Origin of the sequence: Bosea vaviloviae, assembly GCF_001741865.1 — a bacterium.
GTDB classification, from domain to species: domain Bacteria; phylum Pseudomonadota; class Alphaproteobacteria; order Rhizobiales; family Beijerinckiaceae; genus Allobosea; species Allobosea vaviloviae.
This window is the reverse complement of record NZ_CP017147.1, coordinates 2,230,066-2,248,328: the sequence shown is the minus strand read 5'-3', so window position 1 is coordinate 2,248,328 and position 18,263 is coordinate 2,230,066. Positions and strand designations below refer to the sequence as shown.

15 protein-coding genes are annotated in these 18,263 nt (G+C 66.3%); 7 read left to right on the top strand and 8 right to left on the bottom strand.

Annotated features, from left to right (window positions below):
* Positions 1–238: 238 nt before the first annotated feature.
* Positions 239–1,390 carry an acetylornithine deacetylase gene (gene argE / locus BHK69_RS10500; RefSeq protein WP_244548460.1) on the bottom strand — a complete coding sequence of 384 codons (1,152 nt, stop codon included), beginning with the start codon at positions 1,388–1,390 and terminating at the stop codon, positions 239–241.
* Between the two features lie 432 nt (positions 1,391–1,822).
* Between argE and BHK69_RS10495 the strand changes: the two genes are divergently transcribed.
* From BHK69_RS10495 to BHK69_RS10485, 3 genes are all read left to right on the top strand, one after another.
* The gene (locus BHK69_RS10495) at positions 1,823–2,791 is read left to right on the top strand and encodes a threonine ammonia-lyase (RefSeq protein ID WP_158516188.1); all 969 of its coding nucleotides are present in this window, start codon (positions 1,823–1,825) and stop codon (positions 2,789–2,791) included.
* A 178-nt stretch (positions 2,792–2,969) separates the two neighbouring features.
* Entirely contained in the window at positions 2,970–3,509 is a 540-nt protein-coding gene (locus BHK69_RS10490) for a GNAT family N-acetyltransferase (RefSeq protein WP_069690049.1), read from the top strand.
* A gap of 241 nt (positions 3,510–3,750) precedes the next feature.
* A complete protein-coding gene (locus BHK69_RS10485) occupies positions 3,751–5,400 on the top strand; it encodes an OpgD/OpgG family glucan biosynthesis protein (protein ID WP_244548459.1) in 1,650 nt (549 codons plus the stop codon).
* 419 nt (positions 5,401–5,819) lie between these two features.
* On the opposite strand, the gene BHK69_RS10480 is transcribed toward BHK69_RS10485, so the two are convergent.
* Positions 5,820–6,983, bottom strand: a complete 1,164-nt coding sequence (locus BHK69_RS10480) for a mandelate racemase/muconate lactonizing enzyme family protein (protein ID WP_069690048.1) — start codon at positions 6,981–6,983, stop codon at positions 5,820–5,822.
* Positions 6,984–7,083: 100 nt separating this feature from the next.
* Between BHK69_RS10480 and BHK69_RS10475 the strand changes: the two genes are divergently transcribed.
* Positions 7,084–7,983, top strand: a complete 900-nt coding sequence (locus BHK69_RS10475; protein ID WP_069693545.1) for a LysR family transcriptional regulator — start codon at positions 7,084–7,086, stop codon at positions 7,981–7,983.
* A 274-nt stretch (positions 7,984–8,257) separates the two neighbouring features.
* Here BHK69_RS10475 and BHK69_RS10470 read toward each other — a convergent pair whose 3' ends face one another.
* A complete protein-coding gene (locus BHK69_RS10470) occupies positions 8,258–9,337 on the bottom strand; it encodes a citrate synthase/methylcitrate synthase (RefSeq protein ID WP_069693544.1) in 1,080 nt (359 codons plus the stop codon).
* Between the two features lie 98 nt (positions 9,338–9,435).
* Between BHK69_RS10470 and BHK69_RS10465 the strand changes: the two genes are divergently transcribed.
* On the top strand, positions 9,436–10,575 hold the full coding sequence (locus BHK69_RS10465; RefSeq protein WP_069690047.1) for a citrate synthase: 1,140 nt from the start codon (positions 9,436–9,438) through the stop codon (positions 10,573–10,575).
* A 169-nt stretch (positions 10,576–10,744) separates the two neighbouring features.
* Here BHK69_RS10465 and BHK69_RS10460 read toward each other — a convergent pair whose 3' ends face one another.
* The gene (locus BHK69_RS10460; protein WP_158516187.1) at positions 10,745–11,035 is read right to left on the bottom strand and encodes a peptidoglycan L,D-endopeptidase MepK; all 291 of its coding nucleotides are present in this window, start codon (positions 11,033–11,035) and stop codon (positions 10,745–10,747) included.
* 654 nt (positions 11,036–11,689) lie between these two features.
* Here BHK69_RS10460 and BHK69_RS10455 point away from each other — a divergent pair.
* Together BHK69_RS10455 and BHK69_RS10450 are read left to right on the top strand one after the other, a co-directional pair.
* Entirely contained in the window at positions 11,690–12,862 is a 1,173-nt protein-coding gene (locus tag BHK69_RS10455; RefSeq protein WP_069690045.1) for a M20 aminoacylase family protein, read from the top strand.
* Positions 12,863–12,974: 112 nt separating this feature from the next.
* Complete coding sequence (locus BHK69_RS10450; RefSeq protein WP_069690044.1) at positions 12,975–14,078, top strand: NAD(P)/FAD-dependent oxidoreductase; 1,104 nt, start codon at positions 12,975–12,977, stop codon at positions 14,076–14,078.
* A 129-nt stretch (positions 14,079–14,207) separates the two neighbouring features.
* Here BHK69_RS10450 and eda read toward each other — a convergent pair whose 3' ends face one another.
* The 4 genes from eda to BHK69_RS10430 form a co-directional block, all read right to left on the bottom strand.
* Positions 14,208–14,852: a bifunctional 4-hydroxy-2-oxoglutarate aldolase/2-dehydro-3-deoxy-phosphogluconate aldolase gene (gene eda, locus BHK69_RS10445; RefSeq protein WP_069690043.1), complete on the bottom strand. Its 645-nt coding sequence runs from the start codon at positions 14,850–14,852 to the stop codon at positions 14,208–14,210.
* A 60-nt stretch (positions 14,853–14,912) separates the two neighbouring features.
* Complete coding sequence (locus BHK69_RS10440) at positions 14,913–15,623, bottom strand: 6-phosphogluconolactonase (RefSeq protein ID WP_069690042.1); 711 nt, start codon at positions 15,621–15,623, stop codon at positions 14,913–14,915.
* Complete coding sequence (zwf, locus tag BHK69_RS10435) at positions 15,623–17,125, bottom strand: glucose-6-phosphate dehydrogenase (protein ID WP_069690041.1); 1,503 nt, start codon at positions 17,123–17,125, stop codon at positions 15,623–15,625. Before zwf ends, BHK69_RS10440 begins: the two co-directional genes overlap by 1 nt.
* A 367-nt stretch (positions 17,126–17,492) precedes the next feature.
* A complete protein-coding gene (locus BHK69_RS10430) occupies positions 17,493–18,263 on the bottom strand; it encodes an ABC transporter ATP-binding protein (RefSeq protein WP_069693543.1) in 771 nt (256 codons plus the stop codon).

The following is an 18,263-nucleotide window of genomic DNA, read 5'->3' as shown; positions in this document are numbered from 1 at the left end:
GAGAGCTCCGAACGGAACCGGAGCTCCAAGACGCCCACCCCTCCCGGGAGCGGTTTCCGATCGTCCACATGCGTTGGCGGACGATCGAAGAAGACAATAGCTTAGAGACGCCCTGGCAGCGGCGTCCAGCCTGACGCCGCCTTTTCGTTCCAGATTGAACTTTTATCCGAGCGCCATGGCCGCCATCCTTGCGTCGCCGGCGATGCAATCGCCGTGCCTTGGACCGGCGCGACTACAATCAGCGCGCGAGATCGGCGATCAGGCCGCGCACGAAAGCCGTGCCGGCCTCGAGCTGGGCGACCGTGATGAACTCGTCGGGCTGATGCGCCTGGGCGATGTCGCCGGGGCCGCAGACCACGGTCGACCAGCCCGCACCCTGGAACAGGCCGCCCTCGGTGCCATAGGCGACGACATGGCTGCCATTGTCGCCGGTCAGGCGGCGCGACAGCGCCTCGGCCGCGCCGTCCTTCTCCGGGCCGAGCGGCGGCGTGGCGGAGGTGATCTCGACGGTGATGCCCGTCTCGGGCGCGATCGCCTTCATCTCGGCCTCGATCTCGGCGACCCTGGCCTTGTAGCGCCCGACGAAATCGACGCCCTCATCGCCGGGAACGACACGGACCTCATGGCTGAACTCGCAATGCTCGGCGGTGATGTTGACCGCCGTGCCGCCCTGGACGACACCGACATGCAAAGTGCTGTAGGGCGGCTCGAAAGGGTTTTCGTTGCTCGCCCGCGCCTTGTTCTCCGCCATGGTCTGGTTGTGCCACTCGATCAGCTTGCCCGCGATCATGACCGCCGGCACGCCGACATCGACGCGGCTGGAATGAACGGCATGGCCCTTCACCGTGGTGCGCATCCGGGTACCGCCCTTGTGGCCGGTGACGACCTGCATCATCGAGGGCTCGCCGACGATCACCGCCGCGGGCTTGATGCCGGCCGCCGCCATCGCCTCGACCAGGATGCGCGCACCCAGGCAGCCGACCTCCTCGTCATAGGACAAGGCGATATGGACCGGGCGCTTCAACGGCGCCTTCAGCATCTCCGGCACGAGGGCGAGCGCGATGGCGTCGAACCCCTTCATGTCGCAGGCGCCGCGGCCATAGAGCTTGCCGTCACGCTCCGTCAGCGTCCAGGGATCGGACGTCCAGTCCTGGCCTGCGACCGGCACGACATCGGTATGGCCCGACAGCACGACGCCACCCTCAACCTTCGGCCCGATCGTCGCATAGAGATTGGCCTTCTCGCCGTCCTCGCTGGGCACCAGCGTGCTCTCGACGCCAAGGGCAGTGAGATAGTCGCGGCAGAAATGGATCAGCTCGAGATTGCTGCGCTGCGATTCCGTGTTGAACGAAACCAGTTTGGCGAGCATCTCCTTCGGCGTCAGGGTCACGGGTCACAATCTCCAAAGATCGGGCGAGAGGCAGGTTTCGTGCCGGCAGGCTACGCTGCTGGAGCGCCGGGTCAATCCGCGAAGCGCGGAGCGGGCAAGGCGATCGCGTTTCGCTTCCCTCAGCCTCATCCAGAGAGTCAGGCTGGCGCGGGGAACCCTTCTCCCGTGTGGGAGAAGGGCAGGGATGAGGGCCCGCCGCTGATTATTGAGGCGCGACCGCACCGCAGCGCCGGCTTCATCCTGAAAGCGCAGGAGACGATGCGGAGCCGCTTGCGCGATCTGGTTGTCTGGCCTGCCCTTCTCCCACACGGGAGAAGGGTTCCCCGCGCCCTTCATCCGGCACTTCGCTTTTCCCGCCCCTCCACAAATGCCCCTCGCCCGCAGCCGCTGATCGCCTATAACGGCAGCAGCCCAGCAAAAAGGCGGATGCCCATGAATTTCGACGTCACCCTCGCAGATATCCAGGCCGCCGCGACCCGGATCGCCGGCAAGATCAGGCGGACCCCGACCTATCACAGCGCGGGCTTGTCGGCCCGGCTCGGGGTCGAGACCGTGGTCAAGGTCGAGTCGCTGCAGCTTGGCGGCTCGTTCAAGGTGCGCGGCTGCTTCAACAAGCTGATGGGCATGAGCGAGGCGGAGCTCGCACGCGGCGTCGTCACGGTCTCGGGCGGCAACCACGCCATCGCCGTCTCGATGGTCGCCAGCGCGATGGGCGCGCGCGCGCTGGTACTGATGCCGAAGGACGTAGCGCCCTTGAACATCGCGCTGACCAGGAGCGCCGGCGGCGAGGTCGAGCTCTGCGAGGACGCAATCGAGGCCTTCGGCAAGGCTGCGGACTATGCCGCGCAGGGCATGACCAACATCCATTCCTTCGACGATCCCGCCATCATCGCCGGCCATGGCTCGCTCGGGCTCGAACTCGCCAGCGACGCCAGCGGGCGGCTCGACCATGTCTTCATCTCGATCGGCGGCGGCGGCTTCTCGGCCGGCGTCGGCGCGGCGCTGAAGGGGCTCGACCCGGCGGTGCGCATCCATGGCGTCGAGACCGAAGGCGCCACGACGATGACGCAGGCGCTTGCCGCGGGAAAGCCGGTGCCGCTGCGCCCGACCTCGATCGCCCGCACGCTGAACGCCCCCTTCGCAACCGAGCGGACGATGGCCGCCGCGCGGCAATTCCTCGAGGACATCGTCGTCGTGCCCGATATCGAGGCGGTGCGCGAGATCGTCTGGGTGCTGCAGAACGGGCGCGTCCTGCTCGAGCCGGCGGCGGCCTGCGTCGTCGCCGCCGCGGTCGCGAGCAAGGACAAGTTCAAGCCAGGCGAGCGCGTCGGCCTCGTGCTCTGCGGCTCGAATGTCGCGCTGGAGGACATCGCCGCCTGGCGGACGCAGTTCGGGGTGTGAGATCAGGCGTTGGCTTTGCGCCGACCTGACCACTCAGGCGGATTGCGTGCGATGGTGGCTGTGGGCGGGAAGCGGAGATTGGCGACTACCACAGCCACGTCGCAAGCTTCTCGATTTCGCCCGCCTCTTCGCTAGTTATTGGCCATGACATTTGCAGGAAGCTTGGTGGGTATTGGGGATGGCGGTGTTGCAAACAAGCGCTCTCACCCTGAGTCCTTGCAGCGCAAATGATTGCGCTGACTTCATCGGCCTCGAACTCGATCCAGAGGTAATGCATTTCCTGAACGGCGGTGCGGTCGATCATGAGAAGACCGACCCGAAGGATGTAACATTCCTTATGCCAAGGGGATCAGAGCCTTATGTTTGGACGGCGCGGCGAACAGCCACTAACGCGTTCGTTGGATGGTTCTGCTTGTTTCCGGAGACCAAGACGCTAGCCGAGATCGGATACCGCCTACGACGGGAAGATTGGGGGCAGGGATTAGCGTCGGAAGGGGCCTCGGCTCTTGTGAATTGGGGGTTCACCAGCGCCGGATATGACAAGATCATCGCCTGCACTATGGCAGTGAACCATGGCTCGCGCCGCGTAATGGAAAAGATCGGAATGAAACACGCCCGCACGACCTTCCCCGACTTTCCCGCCCGTATCCCTGGTGTTGAATACGGCGAGGTTTGGTACGAATTGCTGCGCTCGGAGTGGAATTGCAGTAACCGGTAGGTCCGCCACGGGTCGAAACCGCCCCACGCAATTGCCAACCCCGACACCCGGACCGCCCCGGGCAGAGGAACATTACCGACGCTGACCGGTTCACGATGCACAAGGCATCACGGGGCGGATCGACAATGAAAACGCGAATGAGATGTGCTGGAGCGCTGGTGGCGATGATGGTTGCCAGGCGCAGGATGCGCGCAATCGCGCCGTCCCCCTGCACGCGATGACCCAACCGAGAGACGCGTCGATGGCTGCGAAAAACGTGCACGCCATGGTTTCCGATCACCATGCCGGGCGGCTTCATTCGCGCCGCACCGCCCTGGCCCTGCTCGCATCATCAGCCCTGTTCGCCACCAGCAAACCGGGTTCCGCGGCGCCGCCGGCATCGGCTCGCGGCGGGCCGTTCAGCTATGACGACGTCGTCGAACAGGCTCGGGCGCTGGGAGAGCGCGCCTTCGATGCCGAGGGGCTGACGATCCCGCCGGAACTGTCGAAACTGACCTATGACAGCTACCGGGAAATCCGCTTCCGCCGCGAAAAGGCGTTCTGGCGGGATGGCGGCTCCGACTATCGGCTCCATCCCTTCCATCTCGGATTTCTGCACGACAAGCCGGTGCAACTGCACGTCATCAAGGATGGCAGCGCCATCCCGCTCGCCTTCACGACTGGTCTGTTCGAGTACGGCAAGGTTCCCGTTCCCAAGCAGCTTTCGCCTGCGCTGGGCTTCGCCGGTTTTGCCGTGACGACGACGCTGAATGCCCTGAATGTACAAGACGAGCTGATCGCCTTTCTCGGCGCGAGCTATTTTCGCCTGATCGGGCGCGGCCATCGCTATGGCTTGTCCGCGCGTTCGCTGGCGCTGGACGTTGGTGGAGAGCAGCCGGAGGAGTTTCCGTTCTTCAGGGCGCTCTGGCTGGAAGAGCCGACGCGCGACAGCACCGATCTCGTGATCTACGCCCTGCTGGATTCGCCATCCGTCGCCGGCGCATATCGTTACGTCGTGACGCCGGGACAGCAGACCAGCGTTGCCGTGACGGCGACGATCATCCCACGCGTAAAACTCCCCCGCATCGGCATTGCACCCCTCACCTCGATGTTCCTCGCTGGGGAAGGCGACCTCGGCCAGCGCACCGATTTCCGGCCCGAGATCCATGATTCCGATGGGCTGATGCTCAAAACCGGCGGCGGCGAATGGGTCTGGCGGCCGATCCGGAATCCGAAATCGCTTCGGATTTCGAGCTTTGGTGACAACAATCCGCGCGGCTTCGGCCTGATGCAGCGCGACCGTGAGTTCGGCCACTATCAGGATCTCGAAGCGCAGTATCACGCCCGGCCGGGATATTGGGTCGAGCCCGCCGGCGACTGGGGCGAAGGACGCGTCGATCTCATCGAGATTCCGACGACCGGCGAAGCCTTCGACAACATCGTCGCCTGCTGGACGCCGAGCACGCCGCTCGAGCCCAGGAAAGCCAGCCAGTTCAGCTATCGCATCTCGGCTCTCTCGACGACGAAGGCTCTGCATCCTTACGGGCAGGTCCGGAACAGCTTCGACGGCTCGAACACTGAGAATGGCGAAGCCAAGGACGTCGGCAAGAAGCGCTTCATCGTGGACTTCACCGATGGCGATCTCGAATATTATCTGTCCGACCCCAAGCGCGTCGAAATCGTCGCATCGACCACGACCGGGGCGATCACCGCGACGATCGTCGATGCGAACGCGGCAGCGAAAGGCTTCCGCGCCATCGTCGACGCGACATTACCCGCCGGCGAAACCGCCGAACTGCGCATCTTCCTGAAATCGCGATCCCGCACCCTGACGGAAACCTGGACAAGCTCCTGGTCGGTGCCGAAGATCGCGGCTCCGCCGCCAAGCCCAACGGTCGTCAGCAAGGATTGATCGGGGAGACACCGCCGTCATTCCGGGACACGGCGCAGCCATGGACCCGGAACCCAGAGCCGATGCCGCGGCCTGAGAAGGCACGCGGAGCCGGCTCGCTTCACGAGCCCACGCAGCGGCTCCGGGTTCCGGGTCCATGGCTGCGCCGTGTCCCGGAATGACGGCGGAGAATAACGGAACCCACGACCGGGTGCGCCCTGTGCTCCCAGCGTCATTCTCGCCCTTGTGGCGAGAATCCACGTCTTGAACACAGTACTCGCCGAAGGAAGACGTGGATGGTCGGCACAAGGCCGACCATGACGGGTTTTCCGTCTCACCCGGTCGTGGGTTCCAGGCTCACGCCTACGGCCTGCCCCGGGATGACGGTGTGGTTCCAGTGAGTCCTTACCAGCCCCAGTTCGCCCGCCAGCCCAGCCGCGTCACTCCGCCAATTCGCGCATGACCTTGATCAGGTCGGACTTGCCCTCAAAACCGATGCCGGGAAGCTCAGGCATCACGATATGGCCGTTCTCGACGCGAACGCTGTCGGGAAACCCGCCATAGGGCTGGAACAGGTCGGGATAGCTCTCATTGCCGCCGAGCCCGAGGCCCGCCGCGATGTTGAGCGACATCTGGTGGCCGCCATGCGGGACGCAGCGCGACGGCGACCAGCCGAACTGCGCGAGCACGTCGAGGGTCCTGAGATATTCGACGAGGCCATAGGACAGGGCGCAGTCGAATTGCAGCCAATCGCGATCGGGCCGCATCCCGCCATAGCGCAGGAGATTGCGCGCATCCTGATGCGAGAACAGGTTCTCGCCCGTCGCCATCGGGCCGGGATAGAACTCCGAAAGCGCCGCCTGCAGGGCGTAGTCGAGGGGATCGCCGACCTCCTCGTACCAGAACAGCGGATAGTGGCGCAGCATCTTGGCGTAGACGATGCCGGTCTCCAGGTCGAAGCGCCCATTCGCATCGACGGCAAGCTGAGCCTGCGAGCCGATCTCGGCCAGCACCGCCTCGATGCGGCGCTGGTCCTCAGCGACATCGGCGCCGCCGATCTTCATCTTCACGACGGTGTAGCCGCGGTCGAGATAGCCGCGCATCTCGGCCCGCAGGGCACTGTCATCCTTGCCGGGATAATAATAGCCGCCCGCCGCATACACGAAGACCCTGGGATCGGCCTCGCGGCCCTTGCGCTCCGCCAGGAGGCGGAACAGCGGCTTGCCTGCGATCTTGGCGACAGCGTCCCAAACGGCCATATCGAGCGTGCCGACCGCCACCGAACGCTCGCCATGGCCGCCCGGCTTCTCGTTCGTCATCATCGTCGCCCAGATTTTGTGGGGATCGAGATTGTCGCCGCTGTCATTGATCAGGCTCTCGGGAGCCGCTTCGAGGATACGGCCGCGAAAGCGCTCGCGGATGAGGCCGCCCTGGCCGTAGCGACCGTTCGAATTGAAGCCGTAGCCGACCACGCGCCGCCCGTCGCGGACCACATCGGTCACCACCGCCACCAGGCTCGCCGTCATCTTGGAGAAGTCGATATAGGCGTTGCGGATCGGCGAGGCGATCGGCTTGGTGATCTCGCGGACATCGATGATGCGCATGGCGGTCTCCCTGCGGGGCTGGCGATGCGCCATCCTCTATGCTTGGCCCCTGCCGGTCGGCCAATGCCAAGATCGGTTCATCCCATGCGCGAGCGGCATCATGGATCTGGATTGGCTGAAGGATTTTCTGGCGCTGGCCGAGCAGAAGAATTTTTCGCGCGCGGCCGAAGCCCGAAACGTGACGCAGCCGGCCTTCAGCCGGCGCATCCGCGCGCTTGAGGACTGGATCGGTGTGCCGCTTTTCCTGCGTAGCGCGCAGGGCGCGACGCTGACCCCGGCCGGCGCCTATTTCCAGCCCCTCGCCCGGGATCTGCTCCGCAATCTGCAGCGCCTGCAGCGCGAGACCAGGGCCGTCGGCGAACATGAGAGAGGGGCGCTGTCGATCGCGGCGACGCATGCGCTCTCCTTCACCTTCTTCCCGGGCTGGATCCGCCGGCATATGCGCTTCGAGGCGCTGGGCACGCTCAACCTGAGCTCGGACAGCATGGCGGCCTGCGAGCAGATCATGCTGGGCGGCGAGGTGCATTTCCTGCTCTGCCACCACCATGCCGAAGCCCCGACGCGTTTCGAGGCCGAGCGCTTCCAGAGCATCCAGGTGGGGGACGACATGCTGGTGCCGCTCTGCGCGCCGGATGCCCAGGGGCTGCCGCTCTGGCCTCTTCCTGGAACAAGCGAGCGGCCGGCGCGGCTGCTCGCCTATAGCCAGGCTTCCGGGCTCGGCCGCATCCTCTCGGCCCAGACGGCACTCGCGCAGGACACCGCCGGCATCGCGACCGTCTTCACCTCGCATCTGGCCGCGACCTTGCTGACGATGGCGCGGGACGGGCACGGCATCGCCTGGCTGCCGCTCACCCTGGCGGAAGAGGACCTCGCCCGCGCCCGCCTGATCCGGGCCGGGCCGGAGCGCTTCGACATCCCCATCGAGATCCGGCTCTTCCGCAGCCCCGACTGCCGCAACGACGCCGCCGACGAATTATGGGCTGGCCTGCAGGCGAGGTGAGTGGGGTTCCGCTCGTGATTGGCTGTGCCGAACCTGACGGAAAGAGCGCGAGGAACCCTTCTCCCGAATGGGAGAAGGGCAGGGATGAGGGTGTGCCGTCGATTGTTGGGGCGCGACGGTGCCGCAACACTGGCTTCATCCTGAAAGCACAGGAGACGATGCGGAGCCGCTTGCGCGATCTGGTTGTCTGGCCTGCCCTCACCCCTGCCCCTCTCCCATCCGGGAGAGGGGTTCCCCGCGCCTGCCCCGATAAAGGAAGGCACCCTCCCCGTCCTCAGGCAGCCTGCCTCGGCTCGGGGCCGATATAGGTCGATTTCGGGCGGATGAGCCGTCCTCCCGCGAGTTGCTCCTGCGCATGGGCGATCCAGCCGATGACGCGGCCCATCGCGAAGACGCAAGTGAAACTCTCCGGAGGGAAGGCCAGGGCTTCGAGCAGGAGCGCCGTGTAGAACTCGACATTGGTCTGCAGCGAGCGAGCGGGCTTGCGTTCGCGCAGGATCGCCAGAGCCGCCGCTTCGACGGCCTCGGCATAGGCGAGGCGGCCGGAATTCGGATCGAGCCTGCGGATCGCGCGCTTCAGCGCATCGGCGCGGGGATCGCGCACGCGGTAGATGCGATGGCCGAAGCCCATCAACCGGTCGCCGCGCTGCAGCGCCGCCTCCAGCCAGGCCCGGGCGTTGGCAGCTTCACCGATCTCGTCGAGCATCTCGATGACCGGCCCCGGCGCGCCACCATGCAGCGGCCCCTTCAGGGCGCTCACCCCCGCCAGAACGGCGGAGGTCAAACCGGCCCGCGTCGAGGCGACGACGCGCGCCGCAAAGGTCGAGGCGTTGAGGCCATGATCGCAGACCGTCACGAGATAAGTATCGAGCGCGGCGGCCTGCGCCGGGTCGGCGACCTCGCCGCGCATCATCCGCAGGATATCGGCGGCATGGGGCAGCGCCGGGTCGGGCGCGACCGGCGCCAGATGGCGCTGCATCCGGATGACCGCAGGCGTGAAGACGGCCGGCGCCGCCATCAATCGCAGCGCGGTCGCGACATCGTCGCCATCCGCCAATCGTGCCGTCAACGCCCGCATCGCCTCGACAGGGCTTGCCTGCACGAGCCCGGCATCAAGGCCCGCAACCTCGCGGAAGACCTCGAGCCTGCTCCGGCCGAGCGCCGCAGCAAGAGCCGCGCCGCGCGGCAAATCGTCGAAGAAGCCGTCCAGCAGAAGTTCGGCTGCCTCGGCAAAGCTGGTGCGGCCGGCAAGGTCGTCGAGCAGATGACCGCGAATGATCAGGCGGCCGGCAGCCCCATCGACATCCGACAGGATCGTCTCCGCAGCGACAACATCATCAAGTCCATCCGACATCGGATCCTCCAGCAACAAGGCCTTGAGGATCGCGCTGCGGTGCGGCATAATCAATCTTGAACAATATAATCAACATATCGAGATGCAAACATATTGGGATGAGCGACTGGCTGACGGCCCAGGAGGTGATGATCCGTTTGCGGCTCAAGCCGCAGACGCTCTACGCCTATGTCAGCCGCGGCCGCATCGAGGCGAAGGCGGACCCTGACGAGCCGCGACGCAGCCTCTATCGGGCGGCGGATGTCTCGCGCCTGGAGCAGCGCAAGGCGCGCGGCCGGCGCAATGCGGCGATCGCGGAGGATACGATCGCCTGGGGCGAGCCCGTCCTGGCCTCGAGCATCACGACGATCGCCCATGGCCGCCTCTGGTATCGCGGACAGGACGCCGAGGCCCTGGCGCAAACGGCACGGCTCGAGGATGTCGCGCGCCTGCTCTGGGCCTGCGGCAATGCGCGCTTCCCAACGCAATGCAATGCGATTGCTCCCGGCAGCGGCAATCAGCGCATGTTCGCCGCGATCGCAGCCCGCGCCGCCACCGATCCGGTGATTGGCGGGCGAAGCTTGAAATCACTCTATTTCGAGGCGGCGGCCGTCCTCGATGCGCTCGTCGACGCCGTCGCCGGCCGCCCGGGCAATGGTCCGATCCATGAGCGCCTCGCGGCGGCCTGGGCCTGCGACGCAGCCGGCGCCGATCTCATCCGCCGCAGCCTCGTCCTGCTCGCCGACCACGAATTGAACGCCTCGACCTTCGCCGTCCGCGTCACCGCCTCGACGCATGCCTCGCTCGCCGCCTGCGCTTTGGCTGGGCTGTCGGCGCTGTCGGGCCCCCTGCATGGCGGCATGGCGCCGCGCGTGCGCGCTTTGCTCGAGGAATGCCGGCGCGACGGCATCGAGCCCGCGATCCGCGCGCGCCTGACGCTCGGCGTGCCGATCCCGGGCTTCGGGCATCCGATCTATCCGGAGGGCGATCCGCGGGCACGGGCGCTGATGGCGGCTTTCACCCTGCCGGCGCACTATGAGGAGGTCCGCCTCGCCATCGAGGCGATCACCGGCGCGCTGCCGAATATCGATTTCGCGCTCACCGCCCTAGCGTCTGTGCTGGCGCTTCCCAAGGACGCGCCGTTCCAGATCTTCGCGACGGCGCGCTGCACCGGCTGGATCGCCCATGCGCTCGAACAGTTCCAGACCGGGCGCCTGATCCGCCCTCGCGCCCGCTATATCGGCCCGGAGCCACGGTGAGGGTTTTCTTCCCTTCTCCCCTGGCGGGAGAAGGTGGCTCGGCGAAGCCGAGACGGATGAGGGGGCGCTCGACGATTGCTGGTTTGCCTTAGAAGGCTAGCCGGAAAGGGCACGGCGCCCCCTCATCCGGCGCTACGCGCCACCTTGCGAGGGGAGAAGAAAGAAAACGTCAGCGCCGCCGCAGCGCCAACTGCGCGTATTGGCGCCTTGCGCGCTTGTGGCCGTACCAGGAGGCCTCGCGATCGCCGACATCGACATGCACGAGTCCGCCCGGATAGGAGCCGACGCCGCCGGTGCTATCCAGCGCCTTGGCGGCCGCGACCGCGGCGCGCGTCGAGGTTGCGAGCGGCCTGAAATCCACGGCCTTGCCGCTGTAGTGCTGGGAGTGGCGGGCATGACGGCCGCCACAGGTCGAGGTGACCTGGATCGGGCCGATCTTGGCCACGAGTTCTTTGAGCATCGCCAGCGTTTCGGACTTGAGGCAACCGAGCCCCTTGACCTGCGGTTGGAAGGAAATTTTCTCGATGGGAAGGTTGGCCCAGGCGGCCATAGGCATGCAAGCTGTGAGAGACACAGCCAAGATCAATCGACGCATAATCTACCAGAACTGATTGGGGAGGATCGGAAGGCTCAAGCCACCAAATCCTGGCCTGGCAGAGCATGTGATTGCGGACCTATTCTACCGATAAGGCAAAATCATGGCTTGACCTCTGGATCTCATCTTCCCGGATCGTTTTGAGGTCCTTCCACCGCATCGCACGCCGCTCGGTAATAGCCATCGCGCCAGCATGGTCAGCTGGATCTGGACTTCAGGATCCGGGCCACGCGACCAGAGCGTTTTCGTGCGAAGTGGACGCCGGCTCGCCAGCGACAAACGCGAAGCGTTTGCGCGGAGAAAACGGGTTGAAACAAAAGCCAGGAGCGATTGAACGATCCAAGCGGATCGGACATCGCTCTACGACAGGCAGCGGCATCCGGCTCACGCATTCACCATGCCGCCACCTCCGCCCCCTCATGCCGCAAACGGCTTGGACGGGGCAGGCGAGCCGCGCTAGCTTGCGCGCCTGGGCCACCCGTTTCCTGCGAAGCGCCCCGCAACCCTTCCGAGGATATGATGCCGAAATCCGAACTCATCGCCGCGCTCACCCCCGAGATCAGTGCGATCCGTCGCGATTTCCACCGGCATCCCGAGCTGCAATACGACGTCCACCGCACCGCCGGCATCGTCGCCGAGAAGCTCAAGGCCTGGGGCGCCGACGAGGTCGTGACCGGCGTCGGCCAGACCGGCGTCGTCGGCGTGATCAGGGGCAAGGGCCAGGGCTCCGGCAAGGTCATCGCGATGCGCGCCGACATGGACGCGCTGCCGATCCATGAGGAGACCAATCTCGAGCATCGCTCGACCGTGCCGGGCAAGATGCACGCCTGCGGCCATGACGGGCACACCGCCATGCTGCTCGGCGCCGCAAAATACCTCGCCGCCACCCGCGATTTCGACGGCACAGCCGTGCTGATCTTCCAGCCTGCCGAAGAGGGCGGCGCCGGCGCCAAGGCGATGATCGACGACGGCATGATGGACCGCTTCGGCATCCAGGAAGTCTACGGCATGCACAACAAGCCGGGGCTGGCGATCGGACAGTTCGAGATCCGCAAGGGGCCGACCATGGCCGCCGCCGACCGCATCCACATCAAGATCGAGGGCAAGGGCGGACACGCCGCAGCGCCGCACCGCGTCAACGATCCGATCGTCGCCGCCTGCCAATTGGTGACGGCGCTGCAGACGATCTCCTCGCGCAATGCCGACCCGCTCGACTCCGTCGTCGTCTCGGTGACGGCGGTGAATGCCGGCGAGGCCTTCAACGTCATTCCGCAGACAGTCGAGATCAAGGGGTCGATCCGGACACTGACGCCCGAGATGCGCGAACTGGCGCAAAAGCGCGTCACCGAGCTCACCGATGGGCTGATGAGGGCGTTCGGCATGAAATACGACCTCGACTACCATCTCGGCTATCCCGTCACCGTCAACCATGCCGGCCAGACCGATTTCGTCACCAGCGTGACCAGGAACGTCTTCGGCAAGGATGCGATCGACACCGAAGTGCCGCCGACGATGGGCTCTGAGGATTTCTCCTACATGCTGGAGGAGCGCCCGGGCGCCTTCATCAATATCGGCAACGGCGACTCCGCCGGGCTGCACCACCCCGCCTATGAGTTCAACGACACCGCGATCCCGGTCGGCGTCACCTATTGGGCGAGCCTGATCGAAATCTCGATGCCGCAGCGGGCGTGATGGCGAGCCGCGACGTGTTCCCTTCTCCCCCATCAAAGTCGGCTGTTGCCGAGTTTGACATTCTGCCTTTCCCATCTCGGACAAGCCCGAGATGGGTGGAGAGAAGGCAGAGATGAGCGACATCGATTGCCTGGTGATCGGGGCCGGCGTCGTCGGCCTCGCCACCGCGCGGGCGCTTGCGCTCGCCGGCCGCGAGGTCGTGATCGCGGAGGCGGCGGACGGCATCGGCACCCAGACCTCGGCGCGCAACAGCGAGGTCATCCATGCCGGGATCTATTATCCGCCGGGCTCGCTGAAGGCCAAGGTCTGCGTCGAGGGCCGCAAGCGCCTTTACGCCTATCTCGCGGAGCGGGGCCTGCCGCACAAGGCCTGCGGCAAGCTGATCGTCGCGACCTCGGCCAGCCAGCGCCCGGCGCTGGAGACGATCCTGGCGCGAGCCAAGGCCTCGGGCGTCGAGACCGTGCGCTGGGTCGATGCGAGCGAGGCCAGGGCGCTGGAGCCGGAGGTCGCCTGCGAGATCGCCCTGCTCTCACCCGAGACCGGCGTCGTCGACAGCCATGCCCTGATGCTGTCCTTGCTCGGAGAATGCGAGGTGGCCGGCGGTTCGCTGGCGCTCAACACGCCGATCCTGGGCTGGCGACGCGAGGCGGAAGGCTTCAGCGTCGATTTCGGCGGCGACGATCCCGCGACCTATACGGCCCGCACCATCGTCAATTCGGCCGGGCACGGCGCGCCGCGCCTGCTTGGCAAGCTCGAAGGCTTCCCCGCAAGGCACGTGCCGCTCCAGCATTTCGCCAAGGGCAATTATTTCTCGCTGCTGGGAAAGCAGCCCTTCTCGCATCTGGTCTATCCGGTACCGGAGGCGGCGGGGCTCGGCATCCACGCCACGATCGACATGGCCGGACGGGTCAAGTTCGGGCCCGATGTCGAATGGGTCGCGGATGATCAGGATCTGGTGGTCGACCCAGCGCGTGCCGAAAAATTCTATGCCGCGATCCGGACCTATTGGCCGGGCCTGGCGGACGGTGCGCTCGTCGCCGACTATGCCGGCATCCGGCCCAAGCTGCATTCGGCGAGCGAACCGATGCCGGATTTCCGCATCGACGGGCCGCAGATCCATGGCGTCGACAATCTGGTCAACCTGCTCGGCATCGAGAGCCCGGGGCTGACGAGCTCGCTGGCGATCGCGGAGATGGTGGTGGAGAGGTTGCGATAGCCGTCATGCTCGCCCTTGTGGCGAGCATCCACGTCTTGAACACCACCCTTGTTGAGCGAAGACGTGGATGGTCGGGACAAGCCCGACCATGACGGGAAGGGCTCGCTCAGTCCGAGAATGACGCGTGTCTCAGCCCCGCAGCGCCTTGACGCGCTCGCGCGCCTCTTTCGCGAGCTGCGTCACCCGCGCCCAGTCGCGATTGGCGATCGCGTCCGCCGGCACGAGCCAGGAACCGCCGACGCAGATGACTTGCTTCAGCGCCAGATAATCAGCGAGATTGTTCAGGCCGACGCCGCCGGTCGGGCAGAATTTCATTTGTGGGAACGGCCCCGAGAGCGCCTTGAGCGCCGAGGTGCCGCCGGCCTGCTCGGCCGGAAAGAACTTGCAGGTCAATCGTCCAGCGGCAACGGCGCGCATGCAGTCGGAGGCCGTGGCGACGCCGGGCAGCCAGGGCAGGCCGGCGGCGCGCATGGCGTCGTCCACCGCTTCGCTGAAGCCGGGGCTGACCACGGCCTGGGCGCCAGCCTCCTTGACGTCGGTGACCTGGGCGGGCGTCACCACCGTGCCGGCGACGCTCAGGATTTCGGGCACCTCGCGCGCGATCGTCTCCAGCGCAGCCAGAGCGGCCGGACGGCGCAAGGTGACTTCGATCACGTCGATGCCGCCCGCCAGCAGTGCGCGCGCCAGCGGCACGGCGAGATGCACGTCCTCGATCACCACGACCGGCACGACGCCGCAGGCGGCGAGCCGCGCGATTTCAGGTTCATTCGACATGGGTGACACTCCGTGAAGCTCCGGCTCGCTTAAGAGCCTCTAACAGAACCTGGAGGGGCTCTAAGCCTTCGCCCAGTAGACGTCGAGCCCCTGCGGCCGGCCAAGCAGCAATCCGACCGGATAAGCGCCGGGCAGAGCCTGTGCCGTGGTCAGAACCTCCGCCTTCTCCGCACCTGAGACGAGGAGCGACGCCCAGGCGGCCCCAGTGAGCCGCGCCGGCGAAAGCGAGATGCGCGCCGGCAGGCCGGCGGGATGGGCCGCAACCGCATGGAGACCGCGTCCGGTCATCGCGGCCGCCGGCTCGCCTGGAAAGAGCGAGGCGACATGACCGTCCGCACCCATGCCGCTGACCAGGATGTCGAGCGCCGGCAGGGCTGCGAGCTCGGCCGAGACCGCGCCCGCCGCGGCATCGAGATCGCCGGCCGCGCGATGAAAGGAGAGGAAGCGCGCCCTGCCTCCGTCCAGCTGCGCGAAGGCCTGGCCCAGCGGCGCGAAGGCCTGGCGGATCATGCGCTCGTTCGAGGCGAGATCGTCGGCTGAGACGAAGCGTTCATCGGTCGGCAGCAGCGTGACCTTGTCCCAGGCGAGATCATGTGCGCCGAGCGCGGCCAGGAAACGCGCCGGCGTGGTGCCGCCCGGCACGGCGAGGAGCGCGGAACCTCGTGTGGCAATGACGGTGCGCAGCCTCACCGCGACCGCCTCGGCCAGCGCCTCGGAGGCGTCGACCAGCGTCTCGAAACGATGCCAGATCAATGGCCCGGAGGTGATCATCAGATCAGGTCCGGATCGGCCCAGGAGCGGCCTTCGCGCTCGATCAGGCCGATCGCCTGCGAGGGGCCCCAGGAGCCGGCGGTATAGCGATGCGGGTGCAGGCTGTATTCCTGCCAGCCGGCGATGATCGGATCGACCCAGGCCCAGGCCTGCTCGACCTCGTCGCGATGCATGAACAGGGTCTGGTCGCCGCGGATGACATCGGTCAGCAGGCGCTCATAGGCATCGGGCGTGCGCTCGTCGAAGGCGGTGGAATAGCGCAGGTCGAGCTGGCGCGGCACGACCTTGAGGCGGCCCGAGCCCGGCACCTTCATCATCAGCTGGAGCTGGACGCCGTCATTGGGCTGAAGCCTGATGACGAGCCGGTTGGCATCGAGCCGGTCGCAGCTGCCGCCGCCGAAGATGGAATGCGGCACGGGCTTGAAGGTGACGGCGATCTCGGAATAACGCTGCGCCATGCGCTTGCCCGTGCGCAGATAGATCGGCACGCCGGCCCAGCGCCAGTTGTCGATCTCGCAGCGGATCGCCACGAAGGTCTCGGTGTTGCTGGCGTAGCCGAGCTCGTCAGTATAGCCGCGCACGCGCTGGCCATCCATCTGGCCCGGGCCGTATTGCCCGCGCACGGTATAGCGCTGGACGTCGGGACCGACGATCGGACGCAGCGCCTTCAGCACCTTGATCTTCTCGTCGCGGACCGCGCCGGCCTCCAGCATGTTGGGCGGCTCGATGGCGAAGAGGGTGAGCAGCTGCATGAGATGGTTCTGGACCATATCGCGCATATGGCCGGCCTTGTCGTAATAGCCGGCGCGGCTTTCGAGCCCGACGGTCTCGGCCACCGTGATCTGGACGTTGTCGATGTCGCGGCTCGACCAGGAGCGCTCGAACAGCGTGTTGGCGAAGCGCAGCACCAGGAGGTTCTGCACCGTCTCCTTGCCGAGGTAATGGTCGATCCGGTAGGTCCGGCTTTCCGGCAGGATGGCCGCCACGGCGTCGTTGATTTCACGAGCCGAAGCGAGATTATGCCCCAGCGGCTTCTCCAGGATGACGCGCGAGGTCGGGGTGAGGATATCGGCCTTGGCGAGGTTCTGGCAGATCGGGATGAAGAGTTCCGGCGGCGTCGAGAGATAGAAGGAGCGCACGCGATCGGTATCGCCGAGCGCCGTCTTCAGCGCGCCGAAGGTCTCGGGCTTGAGCGCATCGGCCTGGACCACCGTCAGACGGCGCAGGAAGGCCGCGACCTGCTCGGCTGCGAGGCCCTCCTCATTGAGGCGGTTGGCGACCTGCTTGGGCAGGCCCTCGAGATCCTCCGGCTTGCGAACGATGGCGAGGATGCGGCTCTCTTCCGGCAGCACGCCTTCCCGGTTGCGCTGCGCCAGCGCGGGAAAGAGCTTGCGCAGGGCGAGATCGCCGCCGGCTCCGAAGATCACCAGATCGAAGGGCGGCACCGGGGTGCGCTCGGGCGCAGCCTCGGGCCTCAGCGCGCGATCGGCGATGGCATCCATAGGGGTCGACTCCGTCTTGGCCTGTGATCCGGCTCCGCTGAGTTTAGAGCATGCGGGCTGCGACAAGAATGAGGCGTTGGCGTCGCTTTGCCAAACGCCATGAGCGCGCAGCCGTCCCGCCCGGACCGCTGGAGCCCTCAGAGGCTGGCCTGAAATGAAGCCAATGATCTCAATGGCTCGGCCTTGATCACCTACGCGCTGTCATCCTGGGCGAAGCGAAGCTTCGTCCCGGGATCCATCGGAGGGCTCCGGAGCTCTCCGATGGATCCCGGAGCGGCGCCGCTTCGCGGCTTGTCCAGGATGACGACGCGGGGACATCAAGCGATCGCAAATATTTGATATCTCTAATTTTATTTCAAGCAGCCTCTCAGGCCGGCAGGGCCGCGGCCTGGCGCTTGAAGCCTTCGCTGGCGGTGAGGAGCTGCTGGGCATAGGCGGTCTGGGGCGCGCGCGCGGCGAGCGTCCCGGCCGTCATCTCCTCGACGCCCCGGCCGAACTGCATGACGAGCAGGCGCTCGCACATATGGGCGACGACGGCGAGGTCGTGGCTGACCAGGATATAGGTGAGCTTGCGCTCCTGCCGCAGCGCCTGGAGCAGGTTCAGCACTTCGGCCTGGATCGAGACGTCGAGCGCCGAGGTCGGCTCGTCGAGCAGCAGGATCGTCGGCTCCAGCACGAGCGCGCGCGCGATCGCGACACGCTGGCGCTGCCCGCCGGAAAGCTGGTGCGGATAGCGGAAGCGGAAGGAGGGCGGCAGGCCGACATCGGCCATGGCCCGGCCGATCCTGGCCTCGGCGTCGCGGATGCCGTGGATGGTCAGCGGCTCGGCCAGCGCATCGTCGACCGTCTTCTTGGGGTGCAGCGAGCCGTAAGGATCCTGGAAGACCATCTGGACCTGGCGGTGGAAGGCCTTGTCGCGGATCTTCGGCTGCGCCTTGCCGAGGATGGCGATCTCGCCGCTCCAGTCACGGTTCAGCCCGGCGAGGACGCGCAGCACGGTCGATTTGCCGGAGCCGGATTCACCGACGATGCCGTAGCTCTCACCGGGCTGGACGGTGAAGCTGAGGTCCTTCACGACATGGGCGTCGCCGAAGGAGACGTTGAGCTTGTCGAGGGCGATGGCTGGTTGTGTGGTCAT

Bases quoted from the DNA above. Each gene is read 5' to 3' on its own strand.
- BHK69_RS10495 (WP_158516188.1), top strand. From the start codon at position 1,823: ATGAATTTCGACGTCACCCTCGCAGATATCCAGGCCGCCGCGACCCGG.
- BHK69_RS10490 (WP_069690049.1), top strand. From the start codon at position 2,970: ATGGCGGTGTTGCAAACAAGCGCTCTCACCCTGAGTCCTTGCAGCGCA.
- BHK69_RS10485 (WP_244548459.1), top strand. From the start codon at position 3,751: ATGGCTGCGAAAAACGTGCACGCCATGGTTTCCGATCACCATGCCGGG.
- BHK69_RS10480 (WP_069690048.1), bottom strand. From the start codon at position 6,983: ATGCGCATCATCGATGTCCGCGAGATCACCAAGCCGATCGCCTCGCCG.
- BHK69_RS10475 (WP_069693545.1), top strand. From the start codon at position 7,084: ATGGATCTGGATTGGCTGAAGGATTTTCTGGCGCTGGCCGAGCAGAAG.
- BHK69_RS10470 (WP_069693544.1), bottom strand. From the start codon at position 9,337: ATGTCGGATGGACTTGATGATGTTGTCGCTGCGGAGACGATCCTGTCG.
- BHK69_RS10465 (WP_069690047.1), top strand. From the start codon at position 9,436: ATGAGCGACTGGCTGACGGCCCAGGAGGTGATGATCCGTTTGCGGCTC.
- BHK69_RS10460 (WP_158516187.1), bottom strand. From the start codon at position 11,035: ATGCTCAAAGAACTCGTGGCCAAGATCGGCCCGATCCAGGTCACCTCG.
- BHK69_RS10455 (WP_069690045.1), top strand. From the start codon at position 11,690: ATGCCGAAATCCGAACTCATCGCCGCGCTCACCCCCGAGATCAGTGCG.
- BHK69_RS10450 (WP_069690044.1), top strand. From the start codon at position 12,975: ATGAGCGACATCGATTGCCTGGTGATCGGGGCCGGCGTCGTCGGCCTC.
- eda (WP_069690043.1), bottom strand. From the start codon at position 14,852: ATGTCGAATGAACCTGAAATCGCGCGGCTCGCCGCCTGCGGCGTCGTG.
- BHK69_RS10440 (WP_069690042.1), bottom strand. From the start codon at position 15,623: ATGATCACCTCCGGGCCATTGATCTGGCATCGTTTCGAGACGCTGGTC.
- zwf (WP_069690041.1), bottom strand. From the start codon at position 17,125: ATGGATGCCATCGCCGATCGCGCGCTGAGGCCCGAGGCTGCGCCCGAG.
- BHK69_RS10430 (WP_069693543.1), bottom strand. From the start codon at position 18,263: ATGACCACACAACCAGCCATCGCCCTCGACAAGCTCAACGTCTCCTTC.